This window comes from Butyrivibrio hungatei (genome assembly GCF_001858005.1).
GTDB classification, from domain to species: domain Bacteria; phylum Bacillota; class Clostridia; order Lachnospirales; family Lachnospiraceae; genus Butyrivibrio; species Butyrivibrio hungatei.
The window spans coordinates 289,167-310,752 of record NZ_CP017831.1; the positions used below are offsets into that span (position 1 = coordinate 289,167).

28 protein-coding genes are annotated in these 21,586 nt (G+C 41.1%); all 28 read left to right on the forward strand.

Annotation, left to right across the window (positions count from 1 at the left end; all coding sequences use genetic code 11):
- Positions 1-227 precede the first annotated feature (227 nt).
- The 28 genes from bhn_RS01675 (at position 228) to bhn_RS01810 (ending at position 21,544) form a co-directional block, all read left to right on the forward strand.
- Positions 228-500 carry a Fur family transcriptional regulator gene (locus bhn_RS01675; protein ID WP_236845948.1) on the forward strand — a complete coding sequence of 91 codons (273 nt, stop codon included), beginning with the start codon at positions 228-230 and terminating at the stop codon, positions 498-500.
- The gene (locus tag bhn_RS01680; protein WP_022766179.1) at positions 490-1,254 is read left to right on the forward strand and encodes a class I SAM-dependent methyltransferase; all 765 of its coding nucleotides are present in this window, start codon (positions 490-492) and stop codon (positions 1,252-1,254) included. Before bhn_RS01675 ends, bhn_RS01680 begins: the two co-directional genes overlap by 11 nt.
- Positions 1,255-1,257: 3 nt before the next feature.
- Positions 1,258-1,878, forward strand: coding sequence for a class I SAM-dependent methyltransferase (locus tag bhn_RS01685; protein ID WP_071175075.1), 621 nt, complete (start codon positions 1,258-1,260; stop codon positions 1,876-1,878).
- Between the two features lie 14 nt (positions 1,879-1,892).
- On the forward strand, positions 1,893-2,399 hold the full coding sequence (locus tag bhn_RS01690) for a hypothetical protein (protein ID WP_071175076.1): 507 nt from the start codon (positions 1,893-1,895) through the stop codon (positions 2,397-2,399).
- Positions 2,400-2,413: 14 nt separating this feature from the next.
- Positions 2,414-3,040 carry a GNAT family N-acetyltransferase gene (locus bhn_RS01695; protein ID WP_071177387.1) on the forward strand — a complete coding sequence of 209 codons (627 nt, stop codon included), beginning with the start codon at positions 2,414-2,416 and terminating at the stop codon, positions 3,038-3,040.
- An 18-nt stretch (positions 3,041-3,058) separates the two neighbouring features.
- On the forward strand, positions 3,059-3,886 hold the full coding sequence (locus bhn_RS01700) for a class I SAM-dependent methyltransferase (protein ID WP_071175077.1): 828 nt from the start codon (positions 3,059-3,061) through the stop codon (positions 3,884-3,886).
- Between the two features lie 10 nt (positions 3,887-3,896).
- The gene (locus tag bhn_RS01705) at positions 3,897-4,394 is read left to right on the forward strand and encodes a hypothetical protein (protein WP_071175078.1); all 498 of its coding nucleotides are present in this window, start codon (positions 3,897-3,899) and stop codon (positions 4,392-4,394) included.
- A 38-nt stretch (positions 4,395-4,432) separates the two neighbouring features.
- Positions 4,433-5,035 carry an L-2-amino-thiazoline-4-carboxylic acid hydrolase gene (locus tag bhn_RS01710; protein ID WP_236845949.1) on the forward strand — a complete coding sequence of 201 codons (603 nt, stop codon included), beginning with the start codon at positions 4,433-4,435 and terminating at the stop codon, positions 5,033-5,035.
- Between the two features lie 16 nt (positions 5,036-5,051).
- Entirely contained in the window at positions 5,052-5,657 is a 606-nt protein-coding gene (locus bhn_RS01715) for an L-2-amino-thiazoline-4-carboxylic acid hydrolase (protein ID WP_071175079.1), read from the forward strand.
- A complete protein-coding gene (locus bhn_RS01720; protein WP_071175080.1) occupies positions 5,651-6,550 on the forward strand; it encodes a methyltransferase family protein in 900 nt (299 codons plus the stop codon). Before bhn_RS01715 ends, bhn_RS01720 begins: the two co-directional genes overlap by 7 nt.
- Position 6,551: 1 nt before the next feature.
- On the forward strand, positions 6,552-7,475 hold the full coding sequence (locus tag bhn_RS01725) for a ketopantoate reductase family protein (RefSeq protein WP_071175081.1): 924 nt from the start codon (positions 6,552-6,554) through the stop codon (positions 7,473-7,475).
- Between the two features lie 79 nt (positions 7,476-7,554).
- Complete coding sequence (locus tag bhn_RS01730) at positions 7,555-8,334, forward strand: alpha/beta fold hydrolase (protein ID WP_071175082.1); 780 nt, start codon at positions 7,555-7,557, stop codon at positions 8,332-8,334.
- Positions 8,304-9,491 carry an alpha/beta hydrolase gene (locus tag bhn_RS01735; protein ID WP_035770828.1) on the forward strand — a complete coding sequence of 396 codons (1,188 nt, stop codon included), beginning with the start codon at positions 8,304-8,306 and terminating at the stop codon, positions 9,489-9,491. The genes bhn_RS01730 and bhn_RS01735 overlap by 31 nt, the downstream gene beginning before the upstream one ends.
- Positions 9,488-10,729 (forward strand): glycosyltransferase, encoded by a 1,242-nt coding sequence (locus bhn_RS01740; protein ID WP_071175083.1) that lies wholly within the window; start codon positions 9,488-9,490, stop codon positions 10,727-10,729. Before bhn_RS01735 ends, bhn_RS01740 begins: the two co-directional genes overlap by 4 nt.
- Positions 10,730-11,233: a hypothetical protein gene (locus bhn_RS01745; protein WP_236845950.1), complete on the forward strand. Its 504-nt coding sequence runs from the start codon at positions 10,730-10,732 to the stop codon at positions 11,231-11,233. It abuts the gene before it with no gap.
- 20 nt (positions 11,234-11,253) lie between these two features.
- The gene (locus tag bhn_RS01750) at positions 11,254-11,946 is read left to right on the forward strand and encodes a class I SAM-dependent methyltransferase (protein ID WP_022753571.1); all 693 of its coding nucleotides are present in this window, start codon (positions 11,254-11,256) and stop codon (positions 11,944-11,946) included.
- Entirely contained in the window at positions 11,943-12,881 is a 939-nt protein-coding gene (locus bhn_RS01755) for an alpha/beta hydrolase (RefSeq protein WP_071175084.1), read from the forward strand. The genes bhn_RS01750 and bhn_RS01755 overlap by 4 nt, the downstream gene beginning before the upstream one ends.
- Positions 12,871-13,638 carry an alpha/beta fold hydrolase gene (locus tag bhn_RS01760; protein ID WP_022766189.1) on the forward strand — a complete coding sequence of 256 codons (768 nt, stop codon included), beginning with the start codon at positions 12,871-12,873 and terminating at the stop codon, positions 13,636-13,638. Before bhn_RS01755 ends, bhn_RS01760 begins: the two co-directional genes overlap by 11 nt.
- A gap of 19 nt (positions 13,639-13,657) precedes the next feature.
- The gene (locus bhn_RS01765) at positions 13,658-14,140 is read left to right on the forward strand and encodes a hypothetical protein (protein WP_236845951.1); all 483 of its coding nucleotides are present in this window, start codon (positions 13,658-13,660) and stop codon (positions 14,138-14,140) included.
- A gap of 18 nt (positions 14,141-14,158) precedes the next feature.
- Positions 14,159-14,665 (forward strand): hypothetical protein, encoded by a 507-nt coding sequence (locus tag bhn_RS01770; protein ID WP_026519420.1) that lies wholly within the window; start codon positions 14,159-14,161, stop codon positions 14,663-14,665.
- A gap of 217 nt (positions 14,666-14,882) precedes the next feature.
- Complete coding sequence (locus bhn_RS01775) at positions 14,883-15,470, forward strand: L-2-amino-thiazoline-4-carboxylic acid hydrolase (protein WP_071175085.1); 588 nt, start codon at positions 14,883-14,885, stop codon at positions 15,468-15,470.
- An 80-nt stretch (positions 15,471-15,550) separates the two neighbouring features.
- Positions 15,551-16,330: a class I SAM-dependent methyltransferase gene (locus bhn_RS01780; protein WP_026518380.1), complete on the forward strand. Its 780-nt coding sequence runs from the start codon at positions 15,551-15,553 to the stop codon at positions 16,328-16,330.
- 19 nt (positions 16,331-16,349) lie between these two features.
- Positions 16,350-17,069 (forward strand): DUF6796 family protein, encoded by a 720-nt coding sequence (locus bhn_RS01785; RefSeq protein WP_026519417.1) that lies wholly within the window; start codon positions 16,350-16,352, stop codon positions 17,067-17,069.
- A 50-nt stretch (positions 17,070-17,119) separates the two neighbouring features.
- Positions 17,120-17,548 carry a hypothetical protein gene (locus tag bhn_RS01790; RefSeq protein ID WP_330393229.1) on the forward strand — a complete coding sequence of 143 codons (429 nt, stop codon included), beginning with the start codon at positions 17,120-17,122 and terminating at the stop codon, positions 17,546-17,548.
- Between the two features lie 12 nt (positions 17,549-17,560).
- Positions 17,561-18,304, forward strand: a complete 744-nt coding sequence (locus bhn_RS15840) for an alpha/beta fold hydrolase (protein WP_202816789.1) — start codon at positions 17,561-17,563, stop codon at positions 18,302-18,304.
- A 23-nt stretch (positions 18,305-18,327) separates the two neighbouring features.
- Positions 18,328-18,888, forward strand: coding sequence for an MptD family putative ECF transporter S component (locus tag bhn_RS01800; protein ID WP_071177391.1), 561 nt, complete (start codon positions 18,328-18,330; stop codon positions 18,886-18,888).
- Between the two features lie 241 nt (positions 18,889-19,129).
- Positions 19,130-19,909: a DUF5688 family protein gene (locus tag bhn_RS01805; protein ID WP_071175086.1), complete on the forward strand. Its 780-nt coding sequence runs from the start codon at positions 19,130-19,132 to the stop codon at positions 19,907-19,909.
- Positions 19,910-20,215: 306 nt separating this feature from the next.
- Complete coding sequence (locus bhn_RS01810; RefSeq protein WP_071175087.1) at positions 20,216-21,544, forward strand: sensor histidine kinase; 1,329 nt, start codon at positions 20,216-20,218, stop codon at positions 21,542-21,544.
- The last annotated feature ends 42 nt before the right edge of the window (positions 21,545-21,586 follow it).

Here is a 21,586-nt window from a genome sequence, read left to right on the forward strand (position 1 = left end):
GTGCTTTTATTGAAGTTCCTTGATGAGTGGGGCAATAGATCCTGCTGAATAAGAATAGGAGATGAGACAGAAAAAATACTGCAGTACTATTGAAAATGGAGTTAGCGTATGCTAACATTTGAGATAGCTGATAATTATTTTCATGATATTAAATATCTATTAAAAACACCCGGTTAGTGCGGGCTTTTCTTTTGAGAATGGGTTAGCTAAAACTAACGAAATAATGTTTGGCTGGAAGTGATGGCATGATGAATAATGAGCAGATTGTTAAGGCTTTAAAAGAGAGCGGTATGAGAATAACCAGACAGAGAATGATAGTTGCAGATGTCATTGCGGATAATGACGGAGCCAGCTGCAAGGATATCTGCTGTATTGTACGAGGCAAAGATTCTTCTGTGGGAGTAGCTACGGTATACCGCATGATAAATGTACTGGAAGATATCGGAGTAATTGAGAGGATAGATATGATCAAACATAGGAGGAATGGCGATGAAGGCTGATTACAAGAATTGGATGCCGAAAGGGATGGTACTTGGGACGATTGGAATTACTGCAGCGATATTCTTTGTTGCAGTAATTGTAGGTATGGCTTCAATAGTGGGAAAGGTATTGCTGATTTTAACTGTGCTGTTTGCCTTGATATCTTTGTGGATGTACCTGATGTACAGGGCATTTTCATATAACGGAACACGTCAGATGTCTAAGCAGATAATAGAAGGTGTTTCATCCTATGTAAAAATCCCGGATGGCGGTAAATGCCTCGATGTTGGATGTGGAAGTGGAGCTCTAAGTATTGCCTGTGCAAAGAAAAATCCAGGCGCTCAGATAATTGGTATAGACAGATGGGGTAAAGAGTATGCTTCATTCAGCAAGAGTCTCTGCGAAAGTAATTCTGTTGCTGAAGGTGTAAATAACACATCTTTTCAGCAGGGCGATGCCTGTAAGCTTGATTTTGCAGATGAGACTTTTGATGCAGTAACAAGCAACTATGTATATCACAACATACCAAGTAAGGACAGACAGGCGATTCTTCTTGAAACACTAAGGACCCTTAAGAAGGGCGGAACATTTGCTATTCACGATATTATGTCCAAGGCAAAATATGGAGATATGGAAAGCTTTGTAGAAAAGCTTAAAAATATGGGATACGAAGAAGTAAAACTTGTTGATACTACTAACGGTATGTTCATGAGCAAGTGGGAGTCCACCTGGATGGCTCTTACAGGTTCTGCGCTTCTTATGGGGAGGAAATGATTTATGGGACTTTTTAAAAACTTTGTAAGTCAGACAAGAAAGCCGGAAGGTTTCCTGGGACAGATGATGGTCAATGGCATGAACAGTGGGCACGCGAAGATGGCCGACTGGGGAATGGCACATTTAAAAACTATTGCACCGGAAGAAATTCTTGAAGTTGGATGCGGTGGTGGAAGAAATGCACATGAGTTGCTACGGAAGTATCCATCTTCTAAGGTTACGGCGATTGATTATTCAGATGTTTCAGTTGCAAAAGCAGCAGCTTACAACACAGGCATGATACAGAAGGGACGCTGCAAGGTTCAGCAGGGCGACGTTTCTAATCTGAACATGAATGAGCAGTATGATCTTGCAACAGCTTTTGAGACCATTTATTTCTGGCCAGGACTTGAGAAATGCTTTTCAGAGGTAAACAAGGCACTTAAGCCTGGTGGAATCTTCATGATTGTAAATGAGTCAGATGGTACTGATGAGGCGAGCCTTAAGTTTGAAAAGATCATAGAAGGCATGACATGCCACACTGTGGAAGAAATTGAGAGAGCTTTAAAAGGAGCCGGTTTTTCCAAGGTTAAAACTGATCATCATGAGAGCAAACCGTGGATAACTGTTATAGCAAAGAAATAAGGAGCGGATTCAGTATGAATGCAATTGCTGCAGGCCTAATATGGTCGGTATTGTGGATTGGATATATATTTGTTGTTCTCAAGTGGTATCCGTGGGAACTTCTTCATGATTATCCGGAAGATATCAAAGAGACCGCTACACTTCCTGAACCTACGGACAAACAAAAGAGGCAGGCAAAACTTTCGTGCGGAATCATATGCCTTGTGATATTTGGTTCTCTGCTTGCATTTGGATTAACAAGATTTGCTGCTGCTCAGACCTCTTTTTTTGCTGTGCTTATATACGTATTTATCATAGGCATGATGTGGAACGCTATAGATCTTCTTGTCATGGACTGGCTTCTGGTATGTTCAATCACACCTAAGATTGTAGTCATTGAAGGCACAGAAGGCTGTAAGGGATATAAAGATTACATGTTCCATTTCAAAGGTTTCCTTATAGGATGTGTATATACTGCGATTATGGCAATTATATTTTCAGGAATCACTTATGGAATACTAAGATTTTTTATCTGGAATTGAGGGAGATGATGGAAATGATCAAGTTGAAGGGACTGTCAGAATCGGAAGTCGAAGTTATTTCAAAGCAGATTGCAGATGCTTTTTATGATTACAATTACAATGAGGATGATGAGGGACTGATAAAGTTCATTTCAAGCAGAGAAAAGATGTATATCTATATTGGAGCAATCGTAAGAGCTGCATACAAAAGCGGGATGCTCTACGCAACATCCAAGGACAGAGAAGGTTTCCTGGTGCTCTCTGGGGAAGGGGTGAACTCTATTGGATTTGCAGATGGGATGAAGATGATATTTGCAGAGAAAAGTGCTCTTGGCGGTTTTAAGAAGATGAAGCAGTTTATATCTGCATGCTTTGCTGAGGGTGGTTCCATAGAAACACGGATGAAAAAAGCCAAAAGAAAATTTCTGAGAATTGAAGTTTTGGTTGTGAGAAAAGAGTTCCAAAAGCAGGGCTTCATGAAACAGATGATGGATTATGCATACGAGCTTGCAGATAAACATGGTGTTCCGGTTATTCTTGATACTGATGATAAAGATAAGAGTGATCGATATGAACATCTCGGAATGAAGCTTGATAGGATCAGAAACTGTGGCGAAAGATTTCATATGTATGATCTGATAAGAGAACCTGAAGTAGCCTGATGACAGAGGTTAAGATATATGTATCATATCAAGAAAAACACAGTACAGGAGACACTGATAATACCTTTATTCGGTAGAAAAGTATGCTCGGAGCACTTTCCGGATTTGTTTGAAGACCCTGAGGCAGAGCGCATCTGCTCCATGCTTGATTATGATTTTACAGAAAAGGGTAAGAAGATGGAGAGTGCAGTAGGGCTTTTTGGTGCACTTGAAGTCGCACAAAGACAGTATGATCTTGCATGGGAGGTTAAGGATTATCTTAAGGAACATCCAGGCGCAGCGGTAGTAAACCTCGGGTGCGGACTGGATGATACTTTCAGAAAATGCGATAACGGAGTCTGCAAGGGCTACAACATAGATATGCCGGATGTAATAGAGGTAAGAAACGAGATCCTTCCTGCTGGAGAGAGGGAGATTAATCTTGGATATGACCTTAATGATGAACGCTGGATGGATGAAATAGACCCGTCTAATGGGGCTGTGTTCTTCGCATCCGGTGTTTTCTATTATTTTAAGACTGATGCGGTAAGAGAATTGTTCCAAAAGATGGCAAAAAGATTTCCCAGTGCAACAATAGTATTTGATACCTGTAATAAGCGCGGTGCAAAGATGATGACAAAGACCTGGCTGAAGGAAGCAGGCATATCAGATGTGAATGCTTTTTTCTCTATAGAGGATAAAGCTGAAATCGAGGCATGGTGCAGCGATTTTGCATCTGTAACCGCGCGAAGCTACATGAGAGGTTACAGAGATATCTACAATGAAGTGAGAATTCTGCATAAGATGATGATCAGGTTCTGTGACAGCCTTGTAAAGATGCAGATCATAAAGGTTGCGTTCAGGTGAGGTGTCCGTGATGACTATTCTGATACAGCTGATTTTATATTGCTTGTTGTTTACAGCTATGGTGAGATTTGCGGTTAGAGGTGGAGCTATTGATGGCTTGTACTTCTATCCAAGGCCGGTACAGGAAAGAGCTATAGAGATAGGCTTGACAACAAAGGAAATAATGCAGAAAAAGCGCAGGATTTTTATGACAGAGTTCTACATTGTTATGCTGGCGGCACTTGTGCTTATCATTGGATTGTGGAATAGGGTATCAGGGTTTAAAGCGGCATATTTGCAGGCATTGCTTTTTCTTGAAGTAATGAATGTTTATGACGGCATTGTCATAGATAAGATATGGGTTGGACACAGTAAGTTTTGGCTTTTGCCCGGATGTGAAGATTTGCCATACGTGCAGACCTGGGGACAGGTATTAAAGAAGCGCAGCATTCTTGCACTTATTTGGATGGCAGGCGCAGCTTTAGTTGCTGGGATAGTAGTGGTTATTTTTAAGAAGGCGCGGTTATGATGAAGTATAAAGGAACTTATCTGAAACTGTTTTCGATAATGCTTAAGAAATATCTGAAGGAACAGTATGGATCTGACGTAACAAAAAAGGCTCTAAAGGGATCAAAGAAAATTTACAGAGAAATGCTTGAAAAGGTTGATGATATAGGGGCGGATAATCCAATGGCGAGCAATATCTATTCCTGCTTTGTATTTCTTGCCATATGGAAAGCTGCTGAGGGAGCAATCGATGTCGAAAGCTTAAGGATTGTAATAAAGAAATTCATGAAAAGCCCTATGGTAAGTAAAATCATGGGCGGAACAGATTTAAACAGACCGGAAGATATGCAGAAAGCGAAAGACAAATTTCATGCCATGCAGGCATGGGCTGATGCACACCCGCAGTATAAGGATAAGACCTGGGATTTCAATTTTGATGAGACTAAGCATAAAGATGGCAGTTATTATCATTTCACTCATTGCCCATTGGAAAAATTTGCCAGGGAAAATGGTTACCTGGAAGTTTTGCCAGTGTGTTGTGAAATAGATTATTTATCCACAGAAGCTTCTCATGGAGTGCTTCACAGAGATTATACTTTGGCTACTGGAGGAAGCATCTGCGATTACTGGATTGTGCCGGATAAAATAGTGAATCCTCAGTAAAGACGGAGGATAAGGGATGAACAAAAAGATAAAAGCCTATCAAAAGATATATCGAAAAGCGCTGGTAAAAGCAGGGGTGAAAGATATAGATGCCAAGGCAGATGTATATGCTGTTCGCCTGTCAGAGATGTATGCTTCAGATAATTTCAAGAAGCATAATGTTTATCCATCAACAAGTACTCCGCATGTATATGCGGTTATCGCAATGTGCCTGGAACTAAAGAACTTTGGGCTATCAGACAGTGAAATCATGGACACTATTAATTCCGGCTTTGTAGCAAGAAGGACATTTTTCAATGTGATAATTGCAATAATCAATTTACTTCCTAACAGCTTTGACATAGCAAGGAAGTGGAATGTTGGTGACCATGAAAAGCGAGTAGCTGATGGCAGCATAACTTACGATTACTTCAATGTCACAAGGGACAAGGTAGAATATAGAATTTCTAAGTGTATGTATGTCGAAATGTTTGAAACCTATGGGATAAGACCGCTTTGTAAAATATTCTGCAATACAGATACAAGAGCCTATTCGGGACTTACACGGCATGTAGAGTTTATCAGACATTCGGATTTATCAGATGGGCCTGCATGTCATGATGAGGTGATCAGAAAATGTTAAAGAACTACATGAAGGAAGGGCAGAAGCTCCCTCTCTTTGGAGTCGGGCCATATATTGTTTATGGAATTGCTATGGTCAATGTAATAGGAATTATCTTGCTTGGCTATGTGCTTAAGATAGGAATCCTGTATGATCCATGGATACTTATTTTCCGAGTGGTTGGTACATTACTCATCATAATTGGGATCGGTGTATGGTATATAGGAGCTGTCCGGTCAGATATGGATGATTCTATAACAGAGAACAGGCTTCAGACCAATGGCATTTATTCATGGGTACGGAACCCGATGTACAGCGGCTGGTGGTTTGCGCTATCTGGGATTACCCTTATGTGGCATAATGCATGGCTGCTACTTTTTCCGATTGTTGACTGGATTATTATGACAGTTGCACTTATAAAAACGGAAGAGAAGTGGCTTTTGGATTTATATGGTGAGGAGTACGCTGAGTATAAGAAAAACGTAAACAGATGCATCCCGTGGAAACCTGGCATTGGGATATATAGAACGGAGATATCCACAGCTAAGTGGATGATATATGATTTGCTGGGGAATGCAGGCTGGATAATATGGATTGTTTGTACAGTGAAATGTTTGAGGCAAGAGGCGAATATGTATGCCGTACTTTCTGTCATAGTAGCAATTTTCATGATGATTGGCGTGTTGGAACTAATTAGTGAGAGGGTGGCAGGGCTTAACCGCATCCTTACAGCGACAAGGCTGCACAGGGGCTTTGGAGCATTGTCGCTGGGCGGACTAGTTGGAATCCCTATTTCAATATATGGAATCCTTTCAAATACTGATTATGGATTATCCCTATGGATGCTGACAGGAGCAGTATTATGTGCTCTGTTTGCAGGGCTCATCTTTGTGACCTTTAAAAGAGAGGAATGATATGAGAATACTTGTTTATGGAGCAGGAGTGTTGGGTGGAAATCTTGCAAGCAACTTGTACAGGCAGGGAAAAGATGTCACACTTCTTGCACGTGGAAAATGGTATGAAGAGATAAAAAGAAATGGGCTTAGTATTCATAATTATTTCGGCAGAAAGACCAATGTGAAGATACCTGTGATTAATGGGTTGAGATCGGATGATAGATACGACGTTATATTTGTGGTGGTCAGATATACCCAGATAGATAGTGTTGTTCAACCTCTTAAAGATAATGCTTCCAGAAACATTGTATTTGTTGGGAACAATCTTAAGACAGACGAACTCACAAAAGCACTATCGAAGAAGTCAGTTCTTTTTGCATTTGCAATGTCTGCCGGGCACAGGGAAAAGAGCTATATCAGATCAGTGTCACTGAATAAGATAACAGTTGGAAATACTAAGGGGACTCCCTCGCAGGAGAATTTTGTAAGGAATGTATTCTCCGGAACAAACTTTAAAGTAGTCTATGAATCAAATATGACAGACTGGCTCATATGCCATGCAGCATCAGTAATACCAATAGCTTTTGCCTGTTATTATGCAAATGGTGATATAAAAAAGCTTAGGCGCGACAAAGTCTATGTCAACAGGATCATGGACGCAACTATTGCGGCTTATACAGTACTGGAAGACAATGGGCATGAAATTATGCCTGATTCCGACAAAGACTTTAGGAATCCAAAGTTCAAAAAGAAATACCTTCCGTTCTATCAATTCATTTTCGCAACGAAGCTTGGAAAACTCTGCACTTCAGACCATGCGATGAATGCAGTCGATGAGATGAGTGCGCTCAACAGGGATTTCAAGGCATACATCGGGCAATACGGCGATATTCCAAAGCAGTGGACAGAACTTGAGAGGGATACTAACGGATATCTGGTGTAAATATGGAGGCCGGACGGGGAAATCCATGGATGCTTGCTGGACTATTGATTATGGCGAAAAAGGCTAAGGTTGTTGATATATGACTATACACGAATTTGGAAAAGAAAATGACAAAGTCATAGTGTTGGTACATCCATCAGTTGTCATGTGGGATTACTTCGAGTATGTTATACCACTTATGGAAAAGAAATATCATCTGATTATTCCAGCAATTCCGGGATATGACCCTGACAATAAGAGCAATTTTACAAGCGTTGAGGATATTGCAGCAGAGCTGGAAGATTGGCTTATCAAGCATGGACTAAGTGATGTTACTTGTCTCTATGGTTGTTCTATGGGTGGCAGCGTAGTGGTCAGGATGCTCGCGGATAACAGATTAAACATACGAAGCGCAGTTATAGATGGCGGTATCACTCCTTATCAGCTGCCATGGATTATTACAAGGCTGATAGCGATAAAAGATTTTCTCCTGATATACACAGGGAAGATTGGCGGGGCAAGGCTGCTGGAAAAGGCATTTTCAACTGATGAACTGTCAGAGGAAGATGCGCAATACGCGGCAAAGGTTCTTAAAATGATCAGTGCCAGAACAATCTGGAGGACATTTGAATCCTGCAACAATTATTCCATGCCGAAGTATATCCATATTGACTGTAAATACATAGAATACTGGGTCGCAGAAAAAGAGGTAAAAGATAGAAAGTGGGATGTGGAATATATAAAAAAGATCTTTCCACATACAGTATTTAGAAAGATTAAGGACACAGGCCACGGAGGGCTGGCTCCATTTAAGCCGGAAAAGTTTGTGAGGGGGATCAATAGCGTTATATGGAAAAGTATGATATCACAAGGCCGGTAATTCTGAAAAAGGGCGTATATAATCTCAATGACGAAGCAAATTTTAATTATCAGCTAAATCGCGTTATCAACTGGGATGGCGGCAGACTTGATGATGTACAAAAGGTTGCCGGCAGGATCCATAACAGTGATGATTGGAAAAGAGAACTTATCTTGCTCGGCGATGAAGCCATGAAAGAGGGCAGGACAGATAATGCCATTGCCTATTATCGAATGAGCGAGTTCTTCATGTATGACGGTGATCCTGATAAGAGAAAGTACTATGAGAAGGCAACCAAGCTCTTTTACGAGTACTATGCAGATTTCTTTGAGGGAGAAAATCCAAAGATTGAAAGATATGATGTCCCCTATGAGAATGTGAAACTCCCTGTGATGCATGTGGTGCCTTATGGTGAGAGCAAGGGGACTATACTTATCCATGGCGGCAATGACAGCTATTTTGAGGAATTTCTTTTCACTGTCCTATATATGCAGGAACAGGGCTTTGAAGTCTACATGTTTGAAGGCCCCGGGCAGGGTGGCGTAATGCGCGTTCAGGGAATGCATTTCACCCATGAATGGGAGAAACCTGTTAAGGTAATCCTGGATTATTTCAAGCTTTCTGATGTGACTATCATAGGCATATCTCTCGGAGGTTATCTTGCCCCAAGAGCAGCGGCTTTTGACAAACGCATAACTAAAGTGGTTGCCTGGTCCATATTCCCATGCTTTCAGGATATTCTTGTGAGTATGCAACCACAGGGTACGCAGAGAGCATTCCATATCCTCATGAAGCTACATGCCCGTCCACTTCTTAATCTGGTATTTGGCAAAAAAGCTAAGAAATCTCCCATAATCGACTGGGGAATCAAGCATGGATGCTATGCCTATGAGGCAAAGGATGCATATAGTTATGCCAAGAAGCTGAAGCTATATGACATTGCGCCCGTCGCAGATCAGATTACGCAGGATATGCTGATTCTTGGGGCCAGTGGAGACCATTTCATTGATTACCATCTTATCGGAAAAGAGATCAACATGCTAAGGAATGTCAGAAGCCTTACATTTCGCCTGTTTACTGACAAGGAAGAAGCGGAAAATCATTGTAATGTGGGTAATGGGAAATTAGCTATAGATGAAATACTTAGTTGGATTACACGTATTGGGAGTAAGGAATGATTGTTACAGCTGTCGCAGTGGGAACCAGGGGAGATGTAAATCCTCTGGCAGAGCTTGGCGAGGAAATGACAAAAAGGGGACATGAGTTTCGGATACTGACATCGGAGGCTTTCCGTCCGCTCATAGAAAGTAAAGGCGTGACCTTCTTAAGGCTTGATACGGATGCAGATCATGTCATGAAATATATGGTTACAGACTATAAGACTAGCCTTGATTTTGTTAATGGGCTGTTTAAGCTTAAGAAAGAAAATCCGAGGTTCATGGAGCAGACCATTGATGCTATAAAAGGCTCTGACCTTGTAATGTATGGTACGTGCTCAGCTTTTGCAAGACATGCGGCTGAGTATCTTGGAATCAAATGTGCAAGATATTTTTACAGTCCGATGGATCCGACCAGACAATACTCGCTTTATACTGATGATTTTAATTCGGACAAAGTGCTTAAAAGCTATGATGGACTTCCGGATGGAATGAGCCTCATGACAATGGTAGCTCTTAATAAATGGAGAAAGAGTGCAGGACTCTCAAAGTGGAAGATAAGCAGCAGATATACGGAACTTGATGGAAGAAAAGTACTTACTTTTTATCCGACAAGTCCACTCCTTATGCCTCCGGATCCTTCATGGGGAGACTATATACATGTGACAGGATACTGGTATCACCCGGAAGAGAGTATAAAAGATTATAAAGAACCCAAGGAACTGACGGATTTTTTGATGGCGGGTGGAAAACCCATATTTGTGGCTTTTGGAAAAGCAGAGTCACCTGAACTTGCAAGATTACAGCTGCTGACATTAGAAGCTTTGAAAAAGACTGGGATTCGTGCTATCGTGCAGGCGTTTCAGATACCTGAAAAAGACAGGATAAATACAGACAAACTATATTTTGTCGATAACGTACCATATGCTTACATCTTCGAAAAGGTTAGGGCTGTGGTTCATCATGGTGGAAACACTACGAATGGTCTGGGGCTTAGGGCAGGTCTTCCTACGCTGGTGATAGCACTGGCTCTTGATCAGCATTTCTATGGCAGGGTGGATCACAAGCTTAGATGTGGACCAAAACCTTTATACATCAGAAAGAAGTTATGTACAGCCACAGAAATCGCAGATTCTCTTAGAGACCTGGTCAGTGGAAATTACGATGTTACGGCGCAGACAATTTCTGAGCTGATAATGAAAGAAAATGGCATAGAAGAGGCTGTTAAAGCAATAGAGGACTATGTTTCAGAGGGGTAAATGAGTATGCTTTTAACTGTTTTTCTTACAATTGTTTTCTGTGCTGCGATAACGCTGATGATGTTTTCTGCGGTGGCATTTATACAGAATGAAAAGTTCTTTTCTTCAGCGCCAAAGGAAGCACAGGCGGTGCTTCGTCATAGAGACAAGGAACTTTTCTATGGGGCGAGGATAATTGGATGGACACTTATGATATTCAGCCTTCTGATGATACTTGGTGTTGGAGTGATTTCAATCTGGGATGGCTTCAGGAGTGGGTTCACGTTTGGGCAGTTCTTCTTCAGATTTGTTTTTATATTCACTGTCTATAAACTCTATGACATGATCTGTTTCGATTACTTTTTGCTGATTAAGTTTCATTTCTTTCAGTTTTATTATCCAGAGGTGGAAAATGTTTATAAGAATAGGAAGTATGGCTATAACATAAAGAGTCAGTTGCTGAAGCTATTTATAATATTCCCGGCAGCGTCAGCTATTGTGGCCTGGATATGTACATTGTTTTAAGAAACGTGGAGGAGGCAGATATGTCTGACAGGAAAACTGAGATAAAGAGTGCGTATAAGAGTCTGGGAAAGGCTCACGGCTTTTATGATGGGATGATGACCTGCAGTACCTTTATGGGCAGGTTAGTCACAAAACTTGTGTGGAACATGGACAGAGAGGATGCGCTGGAATATCAGGCGAGAGCTTTTGAGATGATACCTGCAGACTTTTCAGGGAAACTACTTGAGGTTCCGGTGGGCACCGGTGTCCTTTCAATGCCGGTTTGGAAAACGCTTCCGAACGCAGACATTACATGCCTTGATTATTCGGAAAACATGATGGCATCTGCATCTCAAAGAGCAGATGAAATGCGGATAAAGAACATAGTATTTAAGCAGGGGGATGTGGGAAATCTTCCTTTTGAAGACAGTACATTTGATGCGGTTGTTTCGCTGAATGGTTTTCACGCATTCCCGGATAAAGAAGCTGCTTATAAGGAGACATTCAGAGTTCTCAAACCAGGTGGCATTTTTACCGGATGCTTTTATGTAGAAGGCGCCAACACACATACTGATAAGATGATAGACAGGTTTTACATAAAAAGCGGATTCTTCACAAGACCGTTCGAAACAGTAGAGTCCCTGGAGAAGCGACTCAAGGGACTGTACATTGAAGTCAATGTTACAAATGTTGAGAGCATTGCGGTATTCCAGTGCAGAAAGAAGGAGCTATGAGCATTAAATATGAGATCCTTAAGCGGGTAGTGAAAGCCGCGGGTTTAAAGAAGATGTGGGATGGAAAAACTGCTGAGGAGATTGTTGCAGCAAAGAAAAAGGAAAATGCAAAGAACCAGATTCCTGAGCTTAAAGATCATGAGTTTGATATAGACCGGATCAAGGTGATGGGATTTACGGTGATCAGGATGAAGCATAAAGCTAAGGCATCTCACGCTAATCTCTTTATCATCGGTGGCGGAATGGTAATGGCACCAAGACCTGACGCTGTCAAGAAAGCACTCCGTTTTGCCAAGGAAACAGGAGTGGATGTGTACGTGCCTTACTATCCCCTTTGCACGGATTATCCCCTTACCAAAGCATATGCAATGATCCATGAGACATATAAAGAGATGCTAAAGGACTATGACGCTGGGAACATCTCGGTTCTAGGTACATCATCAGGCGGTAATCTTGCGCTGGGAATGGTTCCATACATCAATGACGGGCATGATGATACACCGATGCCTGGCTATATTCTTGCCATTTCACCCGGAACCTGCGTTGAAACAGATGAAGAGTGGGAGCGGATGCTGAAGCTTAATAAAAAAGATGTGGCAATTCCGGCAAGCTATATGAGAACCGCTGTGGATATCATGAGACATGGCGATTTGTCAGTTCCTGAATACATGATATGGCTTCAAAAGGCCGATTTTACCAATTGTCCGCAAGTGACTTTTGTTTATGGCTCCGAAGAAACGTTGTATGCCTGCGCTCCATCTTTCGAAAAAGTCATGCAAAAATATGGAGTGGATTATGAGATGATCGTAGGCGAAGGCATGTTCCACTGCTATCCGGCATTCCCAATAGTGAAAGAGGCCAAGGAAGGCTGGGATAAGATGGTGGATTTAATCAGAAATACTACAAAACAGGGGAGTATAAAAAATGCAATTTGAAGAAATTGGGAATATGTCAGGAAAGACGCTTATGCTGCTTCCCGGGACATGCTGTGACTGGCAGACAAACTTTGGAACAGTAATCGATAGGTTATCAGAGAAATATCATCTTATATGCGTGAACTATGATGGGTTTGATGGAAGTGATGGTATCTTTCCTGATATGATTACGGTAACAGAGAAAATCGAGAAATATATCTGTGAGAAGCATAATGGCAGGCTTGATGGAGCTATTGGATCTTCTCTTGGTTCAAGTTTTGTGGGTCAGCTTGTTATGAGAAAGAACGTGCATATAGATCATGCTATCTTTGGCAGTCCTGACCTTGATCAGAGCGGGCCGGTATCAGCAAAACTCCAGTCAATGCTTGTTGTGCCTCTTTTAACAAGCTTTACAGGCAGTGAAAAGAAACGGAATAAATCCAAAGAAAAGCTGAAAAAAATCTTTGAAATGGATGATGAAAATGCTGAGAAATTCATGAACTGTTTTTCCAAGTTTAATCCCCGGTCCATAAAGAATGAGTATTACACAGACCTCCTGACCCATCTTAGGGATGATATCAATGTTGAACATACAAGAGCTCATTTTATCTATGCCAACAAAATGGGTGAGAAGTATCTTGAACGCTATAAGAAGTACTTCCATGATCCTGACATCAGAGAGTTCAACATGCAGCATGAGCAGTGGCTGTTCGGTGGGAAAGAATACGCAGAACCTGTGCTGAAAGCTATAGATGAATTTATGGTAATGACAGTTTGAGGGTAATATGGGGGTGACTATGGTTCTAATATTAGAGTGCATTGTGGTTTGCTTTATACTATTTCTCCCCTGTGTAGTTGTTATAGCAAATGGAACAGAACAGGGAGCTTTTTTATATGAAAAAGATGTACAGGATCGCGTCGTAGAGATGGGACTTATAACAAAGGCACAGATCGATAAGAATTGTAAATTATTCAAGATAGGCACACTTACAGTGATGATTGCTTTTGTGCTGTGGTCAGTTTATGGCATCAATGGAGCAAGAGGATTTATAGTGCCATTTCTCCAAATATATGCTATGACAATGGCAGAAGGACTATTCGATAGATTCTTTATTGATTGGTATTGGGTGGAGCATACAAAAGCCTGGACGATTCCGGGAACCGAAGATCTAAGGCCTTACATCCCCAAAAAGACGAAGATTGTGAAGTGGCTGATTACGATTGTAGGCAATCCTATTATTGCAGCTGTACTGGCAGGGATTATGATGGTCGTATTATGAGGGAGGGAAGCAGGTAACATGGTTTGGTATGTATTGGTAATTGAAGCGATAGTATTTGCAGTATTATTTACAACAATTCTTTTTGTGTCTTTTCATGGGGAAAAAATGTACAGTCCGGCATGTATCCATAATTACCCGCCTGATATTCAAGAAGAATACTTCAAAACACATGAAAGAGTGGATGTTTCATATAAATCAAAAAAGGTAGTACTGGCGAAGTCCTGTGGAATAATCATGTTTACAGTTATTCTTACCATATGCGCGAAGTTTGCCGGGGCAGTTACATTTTGGCAGGGATTCGCGATCGCTTTTGGACTCATGGTATGGATTGGAGCCTATGACACACTCTTTCTGGACTGGGTGTTATTTGCAAATATGAAAATGTTCAGGCTGGAAGGAACAGAGCACATGGACAAGGCTTACCATCAGAAGTGGTTTCATTTAAAAGGTGCTATATTCCCAGGGCTGTTGTTTGCACTGATTCCGGCAGCGATTGTAGGACTGTTCATAAGTTTGATGGGTTGAATAAGAAAAGAGCTTTGATTAAGTGGTAAGCCAGGAACAGAGCATGAAACATGTGGGTACAAGAACGCTTGGGGAAAAGAGCTTTATGTATGATCTTGTAAGAGAAAAATGAAATGATAAATTTTTGAGAAAAGTTAGCAACAACTAACATTAAGTAGTATCATGAAGTATAGTAAGTAAAAGATTGGGGATAAAGAAGTGACGGAGAGCAGTCTGTATGAGCAATACTCTTAAAAAATCTTCTATATTTAAGCGTTTTTATTCGGAATTGGCTGAGAAATACGGAAAAGCTAAGGCAAAAGATATATGGGATTATGCTGAAGAGGAGTTTTCCAGATTAAAGAATGCTGAACCATCCGCAGATAAGGCGAGTGTGTCATATGTCTTTCCGGCAGTAGCACTGTATCGTTCAGTTGAGCATTTCTATCCCGGAGAAGCTTTGGCTGTTACAAGAGGCTTTGGAACAAAGATGGGACGCAGATTACAAGGTATCTTTAGCAAGATTACTGCTTTGCCGGGCATTCCTTCACTCATGTGGAAGAGGATGGATAGAATTGCTGCAAAACTGAGCGATGGATATGAAATAAAGAACCTTAAAATTACCAAAGAACAGTGCTTCATGGATGTGGTAAGCTGTCCTCTTTATGATAAGGCACGGGAACTTGGGACTCCGGAAGCTGTTCAGATGATCTGCTGCATGGATAAAGAATATATGAACGGCTTCAGGGGAGTTGATTATAAACGGACTAAATCAGTGGCTGAAGGTGATGACTGTTGTGACTACAGGCTCACAAAGTCGTTGTAAAGGCTATAGACATGAGAAAAAGAGAATACTATGATTTAAAGTTAGCGTGGGCTAACAATTTTAAAAAGGAGGAGTGTACAATGGAACTTACTTTTGGTGATGTACAGGAAACAGCTCTTATTCCACTTGCGATAAAGGCAAGCGAGACAGCAAGATCTAATGCCAGGATAATTGATCTTAAGGCAAAAGAGATCATTGATGCGCTTGGAGTTGACGTTAGTAAATACGATCCCTTTTTATCACATGAGGGTGTAGTGGCTAGAACAATACTATACAGAAATGAGTTGAAGCGGCTTATCAGTAAATATCCGGATGCACTCTGCATAAATCTTGGATGTGGCTTTGATGATAAGTTCTTGCAGGTAGACAATGGCAAGATCACGTGGTTTGATGTGGATCTTCCGGATCAGATAGAGAAGAGACGTAAAGTGTACTCTGACAGGGACAGGTGCACAATGCTCGATGGGAGTGCGCTTGACGGAGAATGGACAAGGAAACTTCCTAAGCGAGACATGACCATCGTGGTTATGGAAGGAGTCCTTGAATACTTTTCCAAAGACCAGGTAAAGACATGCATCAACATGCTTTGTGACAGCTTCGAACATGGATATCTTCTTGCGGAGCTTCATTCTCCGTTCCTTGAAAAGAATGGTAGCCATCACGATGCTGTGAAACATACTAATGCTTCTTTCGGCTGGGGAACAAAGTCAGGCCGTGAATATCTGGATCTTGAACCAAGGATGAGCCTTGTGTCTGAAACGAGCTATAACGAAGAAATGAAGAAGTATTCATTGCGCGGAAAACTCTTTGCTATCGTTGGAAAGAACATCAACAACAGGCTTGCTGTATTTAAATGGTAAAGCATTAAGGGCGGAATGTATGGATAAGTTTAATGACATCGGAATAGATAACAAGTTAGACTGGGACAGGATAGAAAAGCTTATGCGGATAGGCATGTTTGCCGCATGCATGGTGCTTGTGGGAGATGTGCTTATAGGTTATGGGATGCATGATTCCTCTAAAACAGGTATGGAATGGTTCTTGTCAGCATATTTGCAATTATCAGATACCAGAATGTTTTGGTCAGCATTTCTGGGATTCATAGGTATTCCGCTTGAGGCACTTTGCTATTTTGGAGTGTACAGGCTGATTGTTCCTAAATCACAGAAATATGCTCATCTTTATAGAACAGGAATACTTGGGGTATTGGCTTTCGCGGGATGTGGAGTGCATGTCCCGTGTTTGTCCACATGCTTCTTTTACAAGTATATGAACGATGCTGCCCCGGAGATTGCAGTAGATGCAGCAGTGAAATTTGGTAAATACTTTCTTTTGCCGGGAATGATAGTGTTCTTTCTATTCTGGATCATCCAACATGTGGCACATATTGCAGCATTCACAAAAGGGCTGACTCCATATCCTAAATGGTGCTGGATATTCTGTCCTGCGGTAGGAATGGCCGCAGTCATGCTGTTTAAGTTCCTTCCTGAATCAGAAGTTCGCAATGCTATTACTGCTGCTTGGATCAGTATAGGGAATTTGTGGATGTTCGTTGGACTTTTGGTTATGGCGAAGAAAGTCAAGGTTGGTGACAGATGATTATTCTGATACAGATGGTTTTATTCTGCCTGCTTTTTACTGCGATGGTCATGTACGCGGTAAGAGGGGGCGCTATTGATGGATTGTATTTCTATCCGAAAGCAGTACAGGAAAGGGCTATAGATATAGGTCTTATAACAAAAGAAACTATGCAGAAAAAGCGCAAGGTCTTCATGACAGAGTTTTACATAGTAATGCTGACAGCGCTTGTACTCATTATCGGATTATGGAACAGAGTCTCTGATTTCAAAACGGCATATTTACAGGCTCTGCTATTTCTTGAAGTAATGAATATCTATGATGGTATTGTCATAGACAAGATCTGGGTTGGACATAGCAGGTTTTGGATTTTGCCTGGCTGTGAAGATATTCCATATGTTCAGACTTGGGGCCAGGTTTTGAAAAAAAGAAGCTTGCTGGCAATGATATGGATAGCAGGAGCTGCTATAGTTGCAGGGATTGTGGTGTTTTTGTTTTGAAAGGGAAATGAGATGTATATCAACGAGTATGGAAATCCTAATAATCCAAAGCTCATATTGCTGGCGCCAATGATGATATCCGGTGCAAATCTGTATGATCTGATGAGTCCGTATCTTAAGGGAGATTACTTTATCATCGCTCCCGATCAGGGAGGCCATGGTAAAGCCGGGGCATATATCAGCGCTGATGATGAGTATAGACAGCTTAAATCGTATCTGACTGATAAAGACTATAAGGATATCAAGCTTGTATACGGAGCTTCACTTGGCGTAGCAGTTGCATGGCGGCTATTCTGGGATTCTGATTTTAATTTAGAACGTGCCTGGTTTGACGGTGTTGCACTCAATAAGAGTTCTAAGATGGCAGAAGTGCTTGTGTGTAATCTGTTCAGAAAGAGAAAGAAACAGCTGGATAAGACTCATGTGGAAGCATCAAAATCCCTAGTGGATTGGTATGGCTATGACTTCGCAAAGATGATGACTAAGAACTTTGAAAGAATCACGCTGAGTGATATCGATGCAATATGCCATGCGTGCTGTACCTACGATATGAAGCCGTTGTCAAAAGAGCATCAGGCTAAACTGCACTTGGAGTATGGCGAGAAAGACTTTGACCTGAAGCTTTCTAGAAAATCTTTTGCCAAGTATATGCCGGATGTGAAGGTGGTTATTAGAAAAGGATATCCGCATTGTGGATACATGGCTGCGCATACCAGAGAGTATGTGGAAGAGATTGAAGATTTCACAAATAGATGAAAATGAAAAAGGGGAAAGTAGTGATGAATAATAAGTGGAACAAGAAAAATGCGATATGGATGGTTGTATATGCTGTAATCTATGCGGTATTCACGGTTTTGGTTTGCGTGTTGGGAGCTATTCATCCGGTAATGTTTGTGTGCTACCAGATTACAGCAGGAATCTTGTTGTCTGGTGTTGCTTTCTACGCATTTAGAAGGATACAGGCACCGGGGTGTGCAGCCATCTTCTCTCTGATGATCATCCTGCTATTTGTGATAACAGGGGATGCTGTGCCGTGGCATGTGATTCCGGTAGTTGTGATCGGAGTTTTGGCGGAGGCTGTCAGGTTCTTGTGCAAGTATAAATGGAATGGGGATGTGATCAGCACTGTAATAATGAGCTTTTCCACGTTTGGATACTATGGGCAGATATGGTTCAATCGTACATATACTTATGAATGTGCAGTAGAGGAAATGCCAGAAGGATATGCAGATACTCTGATGGCAGTAAGCCCTTTTTGGAGCCTTATAGCAGTGTTGATTGCAGGTGTGGCTCTTTCTGTGGCAATCACTGCTGTTACAGCTAAGATATTTACCAATTGAAAAAGCGTCCCCAAATGTCACCCAGATGTCACCCAATTGGCACCTAAATGACACCCAAATGGTAGTTTCCATGCGATTTTGGGCATGATATTATTATAATGAGCCAAGGAATGAACGAGAGAACAAAATCGATTCATTCTTTGGTTTTTCTTTTGCAAAAGAATAACTGTTGTGAAGCGCTGCTTCCGGTATTCCTACCGGGGTGGCGCTTTTATAATGTCCAAAAAAGAAAGGGAAATGTATGGATTTTGAACAATTCAAAGAGGAACTTGCTTCCAGCGTGAAGGAGATCATGTATTCCAAGTATGGAATGGAGGTTGAGATTGAGGCCAGAACGATGGAGAAGATGAACTCCTCCTATGAGGCACTTACTGTTAAGCCTGAGGACAGCATCATCGGTGTTAACCTCAATGCCACAGCACTTTACCAGCAGTACGAAAAGGGAATCGATATTGATGTCATTACTTCCAAGGCTGCTGAGCTTGCAGAGAGTGCACTTAACAGCAGACCTGATTTTGATATCGACTCTTTTAAGGATTACAGCAAGATGAAGGAAACACTGACGATGGAAGTTGTTTCTGCTGAGAGAAATGCTGCACTTCTTGAGACTGTGCCTCACAGGATTATGGAGGATATGGCTGTTGTTTACCGATTTGAGGTGAACACAACTACTACGGAAAGAGGTTCAATCCTGGTAACAAACCAGATGCTGGACCAGTACGGAATCACAGCTGAGCAGCTTCATGCTGACGCGTTGATTCATGCTCCTGAGGTCAAGCCTATTGTGATCGAGGGAATGGCACAGGTCCTTGCCAAGCAGATGGGAGTCGAGGATCTTGAAATGCTTGGTCTTAATATTCCACCTGAGCAGGAACAGATCTTTGTTGCTTCTGTAGAGGGAAATGTCCACGGAGCAGGAGTAATTGCTTATCAGGATTTCATGAAGTTATGGACAGAGCCTACAAGAATAAGGATTATTATAAGAATAATCCTATGCTCAAGAGCACGTTTGATTTTCTGAAAATGGTGGTTGACAGTTGGTTTGCCCATGAGTAAAATATAGTCACAAAGAAAAAGTTTGACTTTTGCAGAGCGGCATTGCACATTGTGTGATGTTAGCTCTGTTTTTCGTTATAAAGATATTTCTCGCCCTGTTTGGGGCTTTTTTCATGTATAAGTGAAATTGGGTTTGTTTTATTATCGGAATGATAGAATAAAGAAAAATGTTGATAGATGAAAAAGGAGATATACCATGACAGATTGGAATGGGAATTATTAACGATGCTATAATAATTTAGAAATACATAGTATCAAGGGGGGATTAGTTATGGCTGACCTTTTGTCCAATCCATATACATTGCTGCTATTAGGGGATATAGTAGCTCTTTTTCTGTACTATGCCATGCATTTGAGTTTTTACGTGATGCGAGAATTCTTTAAGAAGCATAGGATTCTCGTATTTATGATATATGCATTAACTGTGCTGTCTTTCTTTTACGCCAATACGCTGGGAGTGATTTATATAAATATGATAGCATCATACCTGGCATTCCTCATTCCATTATTCATTTGCTATAAAGTAAATAATATTCGAGGCATAATATATTTCATTTTCTATCTTGCTGCCCAGAGCGTAATTGAAGTATCCATCACGTTTTATGTTCAAGGCGTTCAGAGTATGGATATGGTTAAGATAAACTATGACTTTATGAATCCTCAGAGCTATGGAATTATCTTGTCTTTGCAGATTATTGTGGTCAGAGTCATCTGTCTTTTCGGAAATAAGGATAAGGACAAGAGGCTTGATAAGGAAATTCTTCCATATGTTGTGCTGCCAATCGCTACTATCATTATTTTGGTTATTGATGGCAACAGATATCTTAGAGGAGAGGAATATAACCTTTCCCAATATACTGAACTTATGGTGGTTCTTGTAGCTATTAACATACTGGTCTTTGGATTTCTTGAAAAACACACAAGACTCATGAAAATGGAGATTGAAGCAAGGCAAAATGAGTCAAAGCTTCAATCAGATGCGGTTATTATGGAGATTGCAACCAAAGCCATGAGGGAACGACTTGCTATTTCTGAGAGCATCATGCAGCAGGACAGAGCTATGCGTCATGACAGAAGACATTTTGAGGCTCTTCTTCAAACTCTTTTACAGGATGGAAAGACGCAGGAAGCCCTGGATTGTCTTAATGAGAGGCTCAAACAGGAACCCCACTCTGTAAAAAGATATTGCGAGAATACTACACTTAATGCGGCAATCACACATTACCTGTCTATGGCCGAAAAAGAGAATATAAAGGTAAATATATCTGCTAATATCCCTGTAAATCTGAATGTGGATGAGATGCAGCTTGCCATAGTGATCAGTAATCTTATAGAGAATGCTATCCATGCTTGCGAAAAAGTTCCTGAGAGTGAGAGACGGATTGACATCACGGCAAGGTATAAAAGTCAACTTCTGTTTGAGATCACGAACTCATGCGCTGAGGAAGTAAAGTTGGATGAGGAAGGACATCCGTTTAATACTGAGGAAGAGCATGGAATAGGAACTAGAAGTGTTCTTAACTTTATAAATCAGACAGATAGCGAGATTAGATATATAGCAGAAGAGAAGACTTTTAAGGTCAGGATGCTGATAAATTAAAGAATAAGTGTAAAACAGACCTTAATCAGTGAAACTGGGGTG

Excerpts from the sequence above, each read along its gene's own strand:
- bhn_RS01680 (WP_022766179.1), top strand. The coding sequence starts at position 490 with ATGAAGGCTGATTACAAGAATTGGATGCCGAAAGGGATGGTACTTGGG.
- bhn_RS01685 (WP_071175075.1), top strand. The coding sequence starts at position 1,258 with ATGGGACTTTTTAAAAACTTTGTAAGTCAGACAAGAAAGCCGGAAGGT.
- bhn_RS01690 (WP_071175076.1), top strand. The coding sequence starts at position 1,893 with ATGAATGCAATTGCTGCAGGCCTAATATGGTCGGTATTGTGGATTGGA.
- bhn_RS01695 (WP_071177387.1), top strand. The coding sequence starts at position 2,414 with ATGATCAAGTTGAAGGGACTGTCAGAATCGGAAGTCGAAGTTATTTCA.
- bhn_RS01700 (WP_071175077.1), top strand. The coding sequence starts at position 3,059 with ATGTATCATATCAAGAAAAACACAGTACAGGAGACACTGATAATACCT.
- bhn_RS01705 (WP_071175078.1), top strand. The coding sequence starts at position 3,897 with ATGACTATTCTGATACAGCTGATTTTATATTGCTTGTTGTTTACAGCT.
- bhn_RS01710 (WP_236845949.1), top strand. The coding sequence starts at position 4,433 with ATGCTTAAGAAATATCTGAAGGAACAGTATGGATCTGACGTAACAAAA.
- bhn_RS01715 (WP_071175079.1), top strand. The coding sequence starts at position 5,052 with ATGAACAAAAAGATAAAAGCCTATCAAAAGATATATCGAAAAGCGCTG.
- bhn_RS01720 (WP_071175080.1), top strand. The coding sequence starts at position 5,651 with ATGTTAAAGAACTACATGAAGGAAGGGCAGAAGCTCCCTCTCTTTGGA.
- bhn_RS01725 (WP_071175081.1), top strand. The coding sequence starts at position 6,552 with ATGAGAATACTTGTTTATGGAGCAGGAGTGTTGGGTGGAAATCTTGCA.
- bhn_RS01730 (WP_071175082.1), top strand. The coding sequence starts at position 7,555 with ATGACTATACACGAATTTGGAAAAGAAAATGACAAAGTCATAGTGTTG.
- bhn_RS01735 (WP_035770828.1), top strand. The coding sequence starts at position 8,304 with ATGGAAAAGTATGATATCACAAGGCCGGTAATTCTGAAAAAGGGCGTA.
- bhn_RS01740 (WP_071175083.1), top strand. The coding sequence starts at position 9,488 with ATGATTGTTACAGCTGTCGCAGTGGGAACCAGGGGAGATGTAAATCCT.
- bhn_RS01745 (WP_236845950.1), top strand. The coding sequence starts at position 10,730 with ATGAGTATGCTTTTAACTGTTTTTCTTACAATTGTTTTCTGTGCTGCG.
- bhn_RS01750 (WP_022753571.1), top strand. The coding sequence starts at position 11,254 with ATGTCTGACAGGAAAACTGAGATAAAGAGTGCGTATAAGAGTCTGGGA.
- bhn_RS01755 (WP_071175084.1), top strand. The coding sequence starts at position 11,943 with ATGAGCATTAAATATGAGATCCTTAAGCGGGTAGTGAAAGCCGCGGGT.
- bhn_RS01760 (WP_022766189.1), top strand. The coding sequence starts at position 12,871 with ATGCAATTTGAAGAAATTGGGAATATGTCAGGAAAGACGCTTATGCTG.
- bhn_RS01765 (WP_236845951.1), top strand. The coding sequence starts at position 13,658 with ATGGTTCTAATATTAGAGTGCATTGTGGTTTGCTTTATACTATTTCTC.
- bhn_RS01770 (WP_026519420.1), top strand. The coding sequence starts at position 14,159 with ATGGTTTGGTATGTATTGGTAATTGAAGCGATAGTATTTGCAGTATTA.
- bhn_RS01775 (WP_071175085.1), top strand. The coding sequence starts at position 14,883 with ATGAGCAATACTCTTAAAAAATCTTCTATATTTAAGCGTTTTTATTCG.
- bhn_RS01780 (WP_026518380.1), top strand. The coding sequence starts at position 15,551 with ATGGAACTTACTTTTGGTGATGTACAGGAAACAGCTCTTATTCCACTT.
- bhn_RS01785 (WP_026519417.1), top strand. The coding sequence starts at position 16,350 with ATGGATAAGTTTAATGACATCGGAATAGATAACAAGTTAGACTGGGAC.
- bhn_RS01790 (WP_330393229.1), top strand. The coding sequence starts at position 17,120 with ATGTACGCGGTAAGAGGGGGCGCTATTGATGGATTGTATTTCTATCCG.
- bhn_RS15840 (WP_202816789.1), top strand. The coding sequence starts at position 17,561 with ATGTATATCAACGAGTATGGAAATCCTAATAATCCAAAGCTCATATTG.
- bhn_RS01800 (WP_071177391.1), top strand. The coding sequence starts at position 18,328 with ATGAATAATAAGTGGAACAAGAAAAATGCGATATGGATGGTTGTATAT.
- bhn_RS01805 (WP_071175086.1), top strand. The coding sequence starts at position 19,130 with ATGGATTTTGAACAATTCAAAGAGGAACTTGCTTCCAGCGTGAAGGAG.
- bhn_RS01810 (WP_071175087.1), top strand. The coding sequence starts at position 20,216 with ATGGCTGACCTTTTGTCCAATCCATATACATTGCTGCTATTAGGGGAT.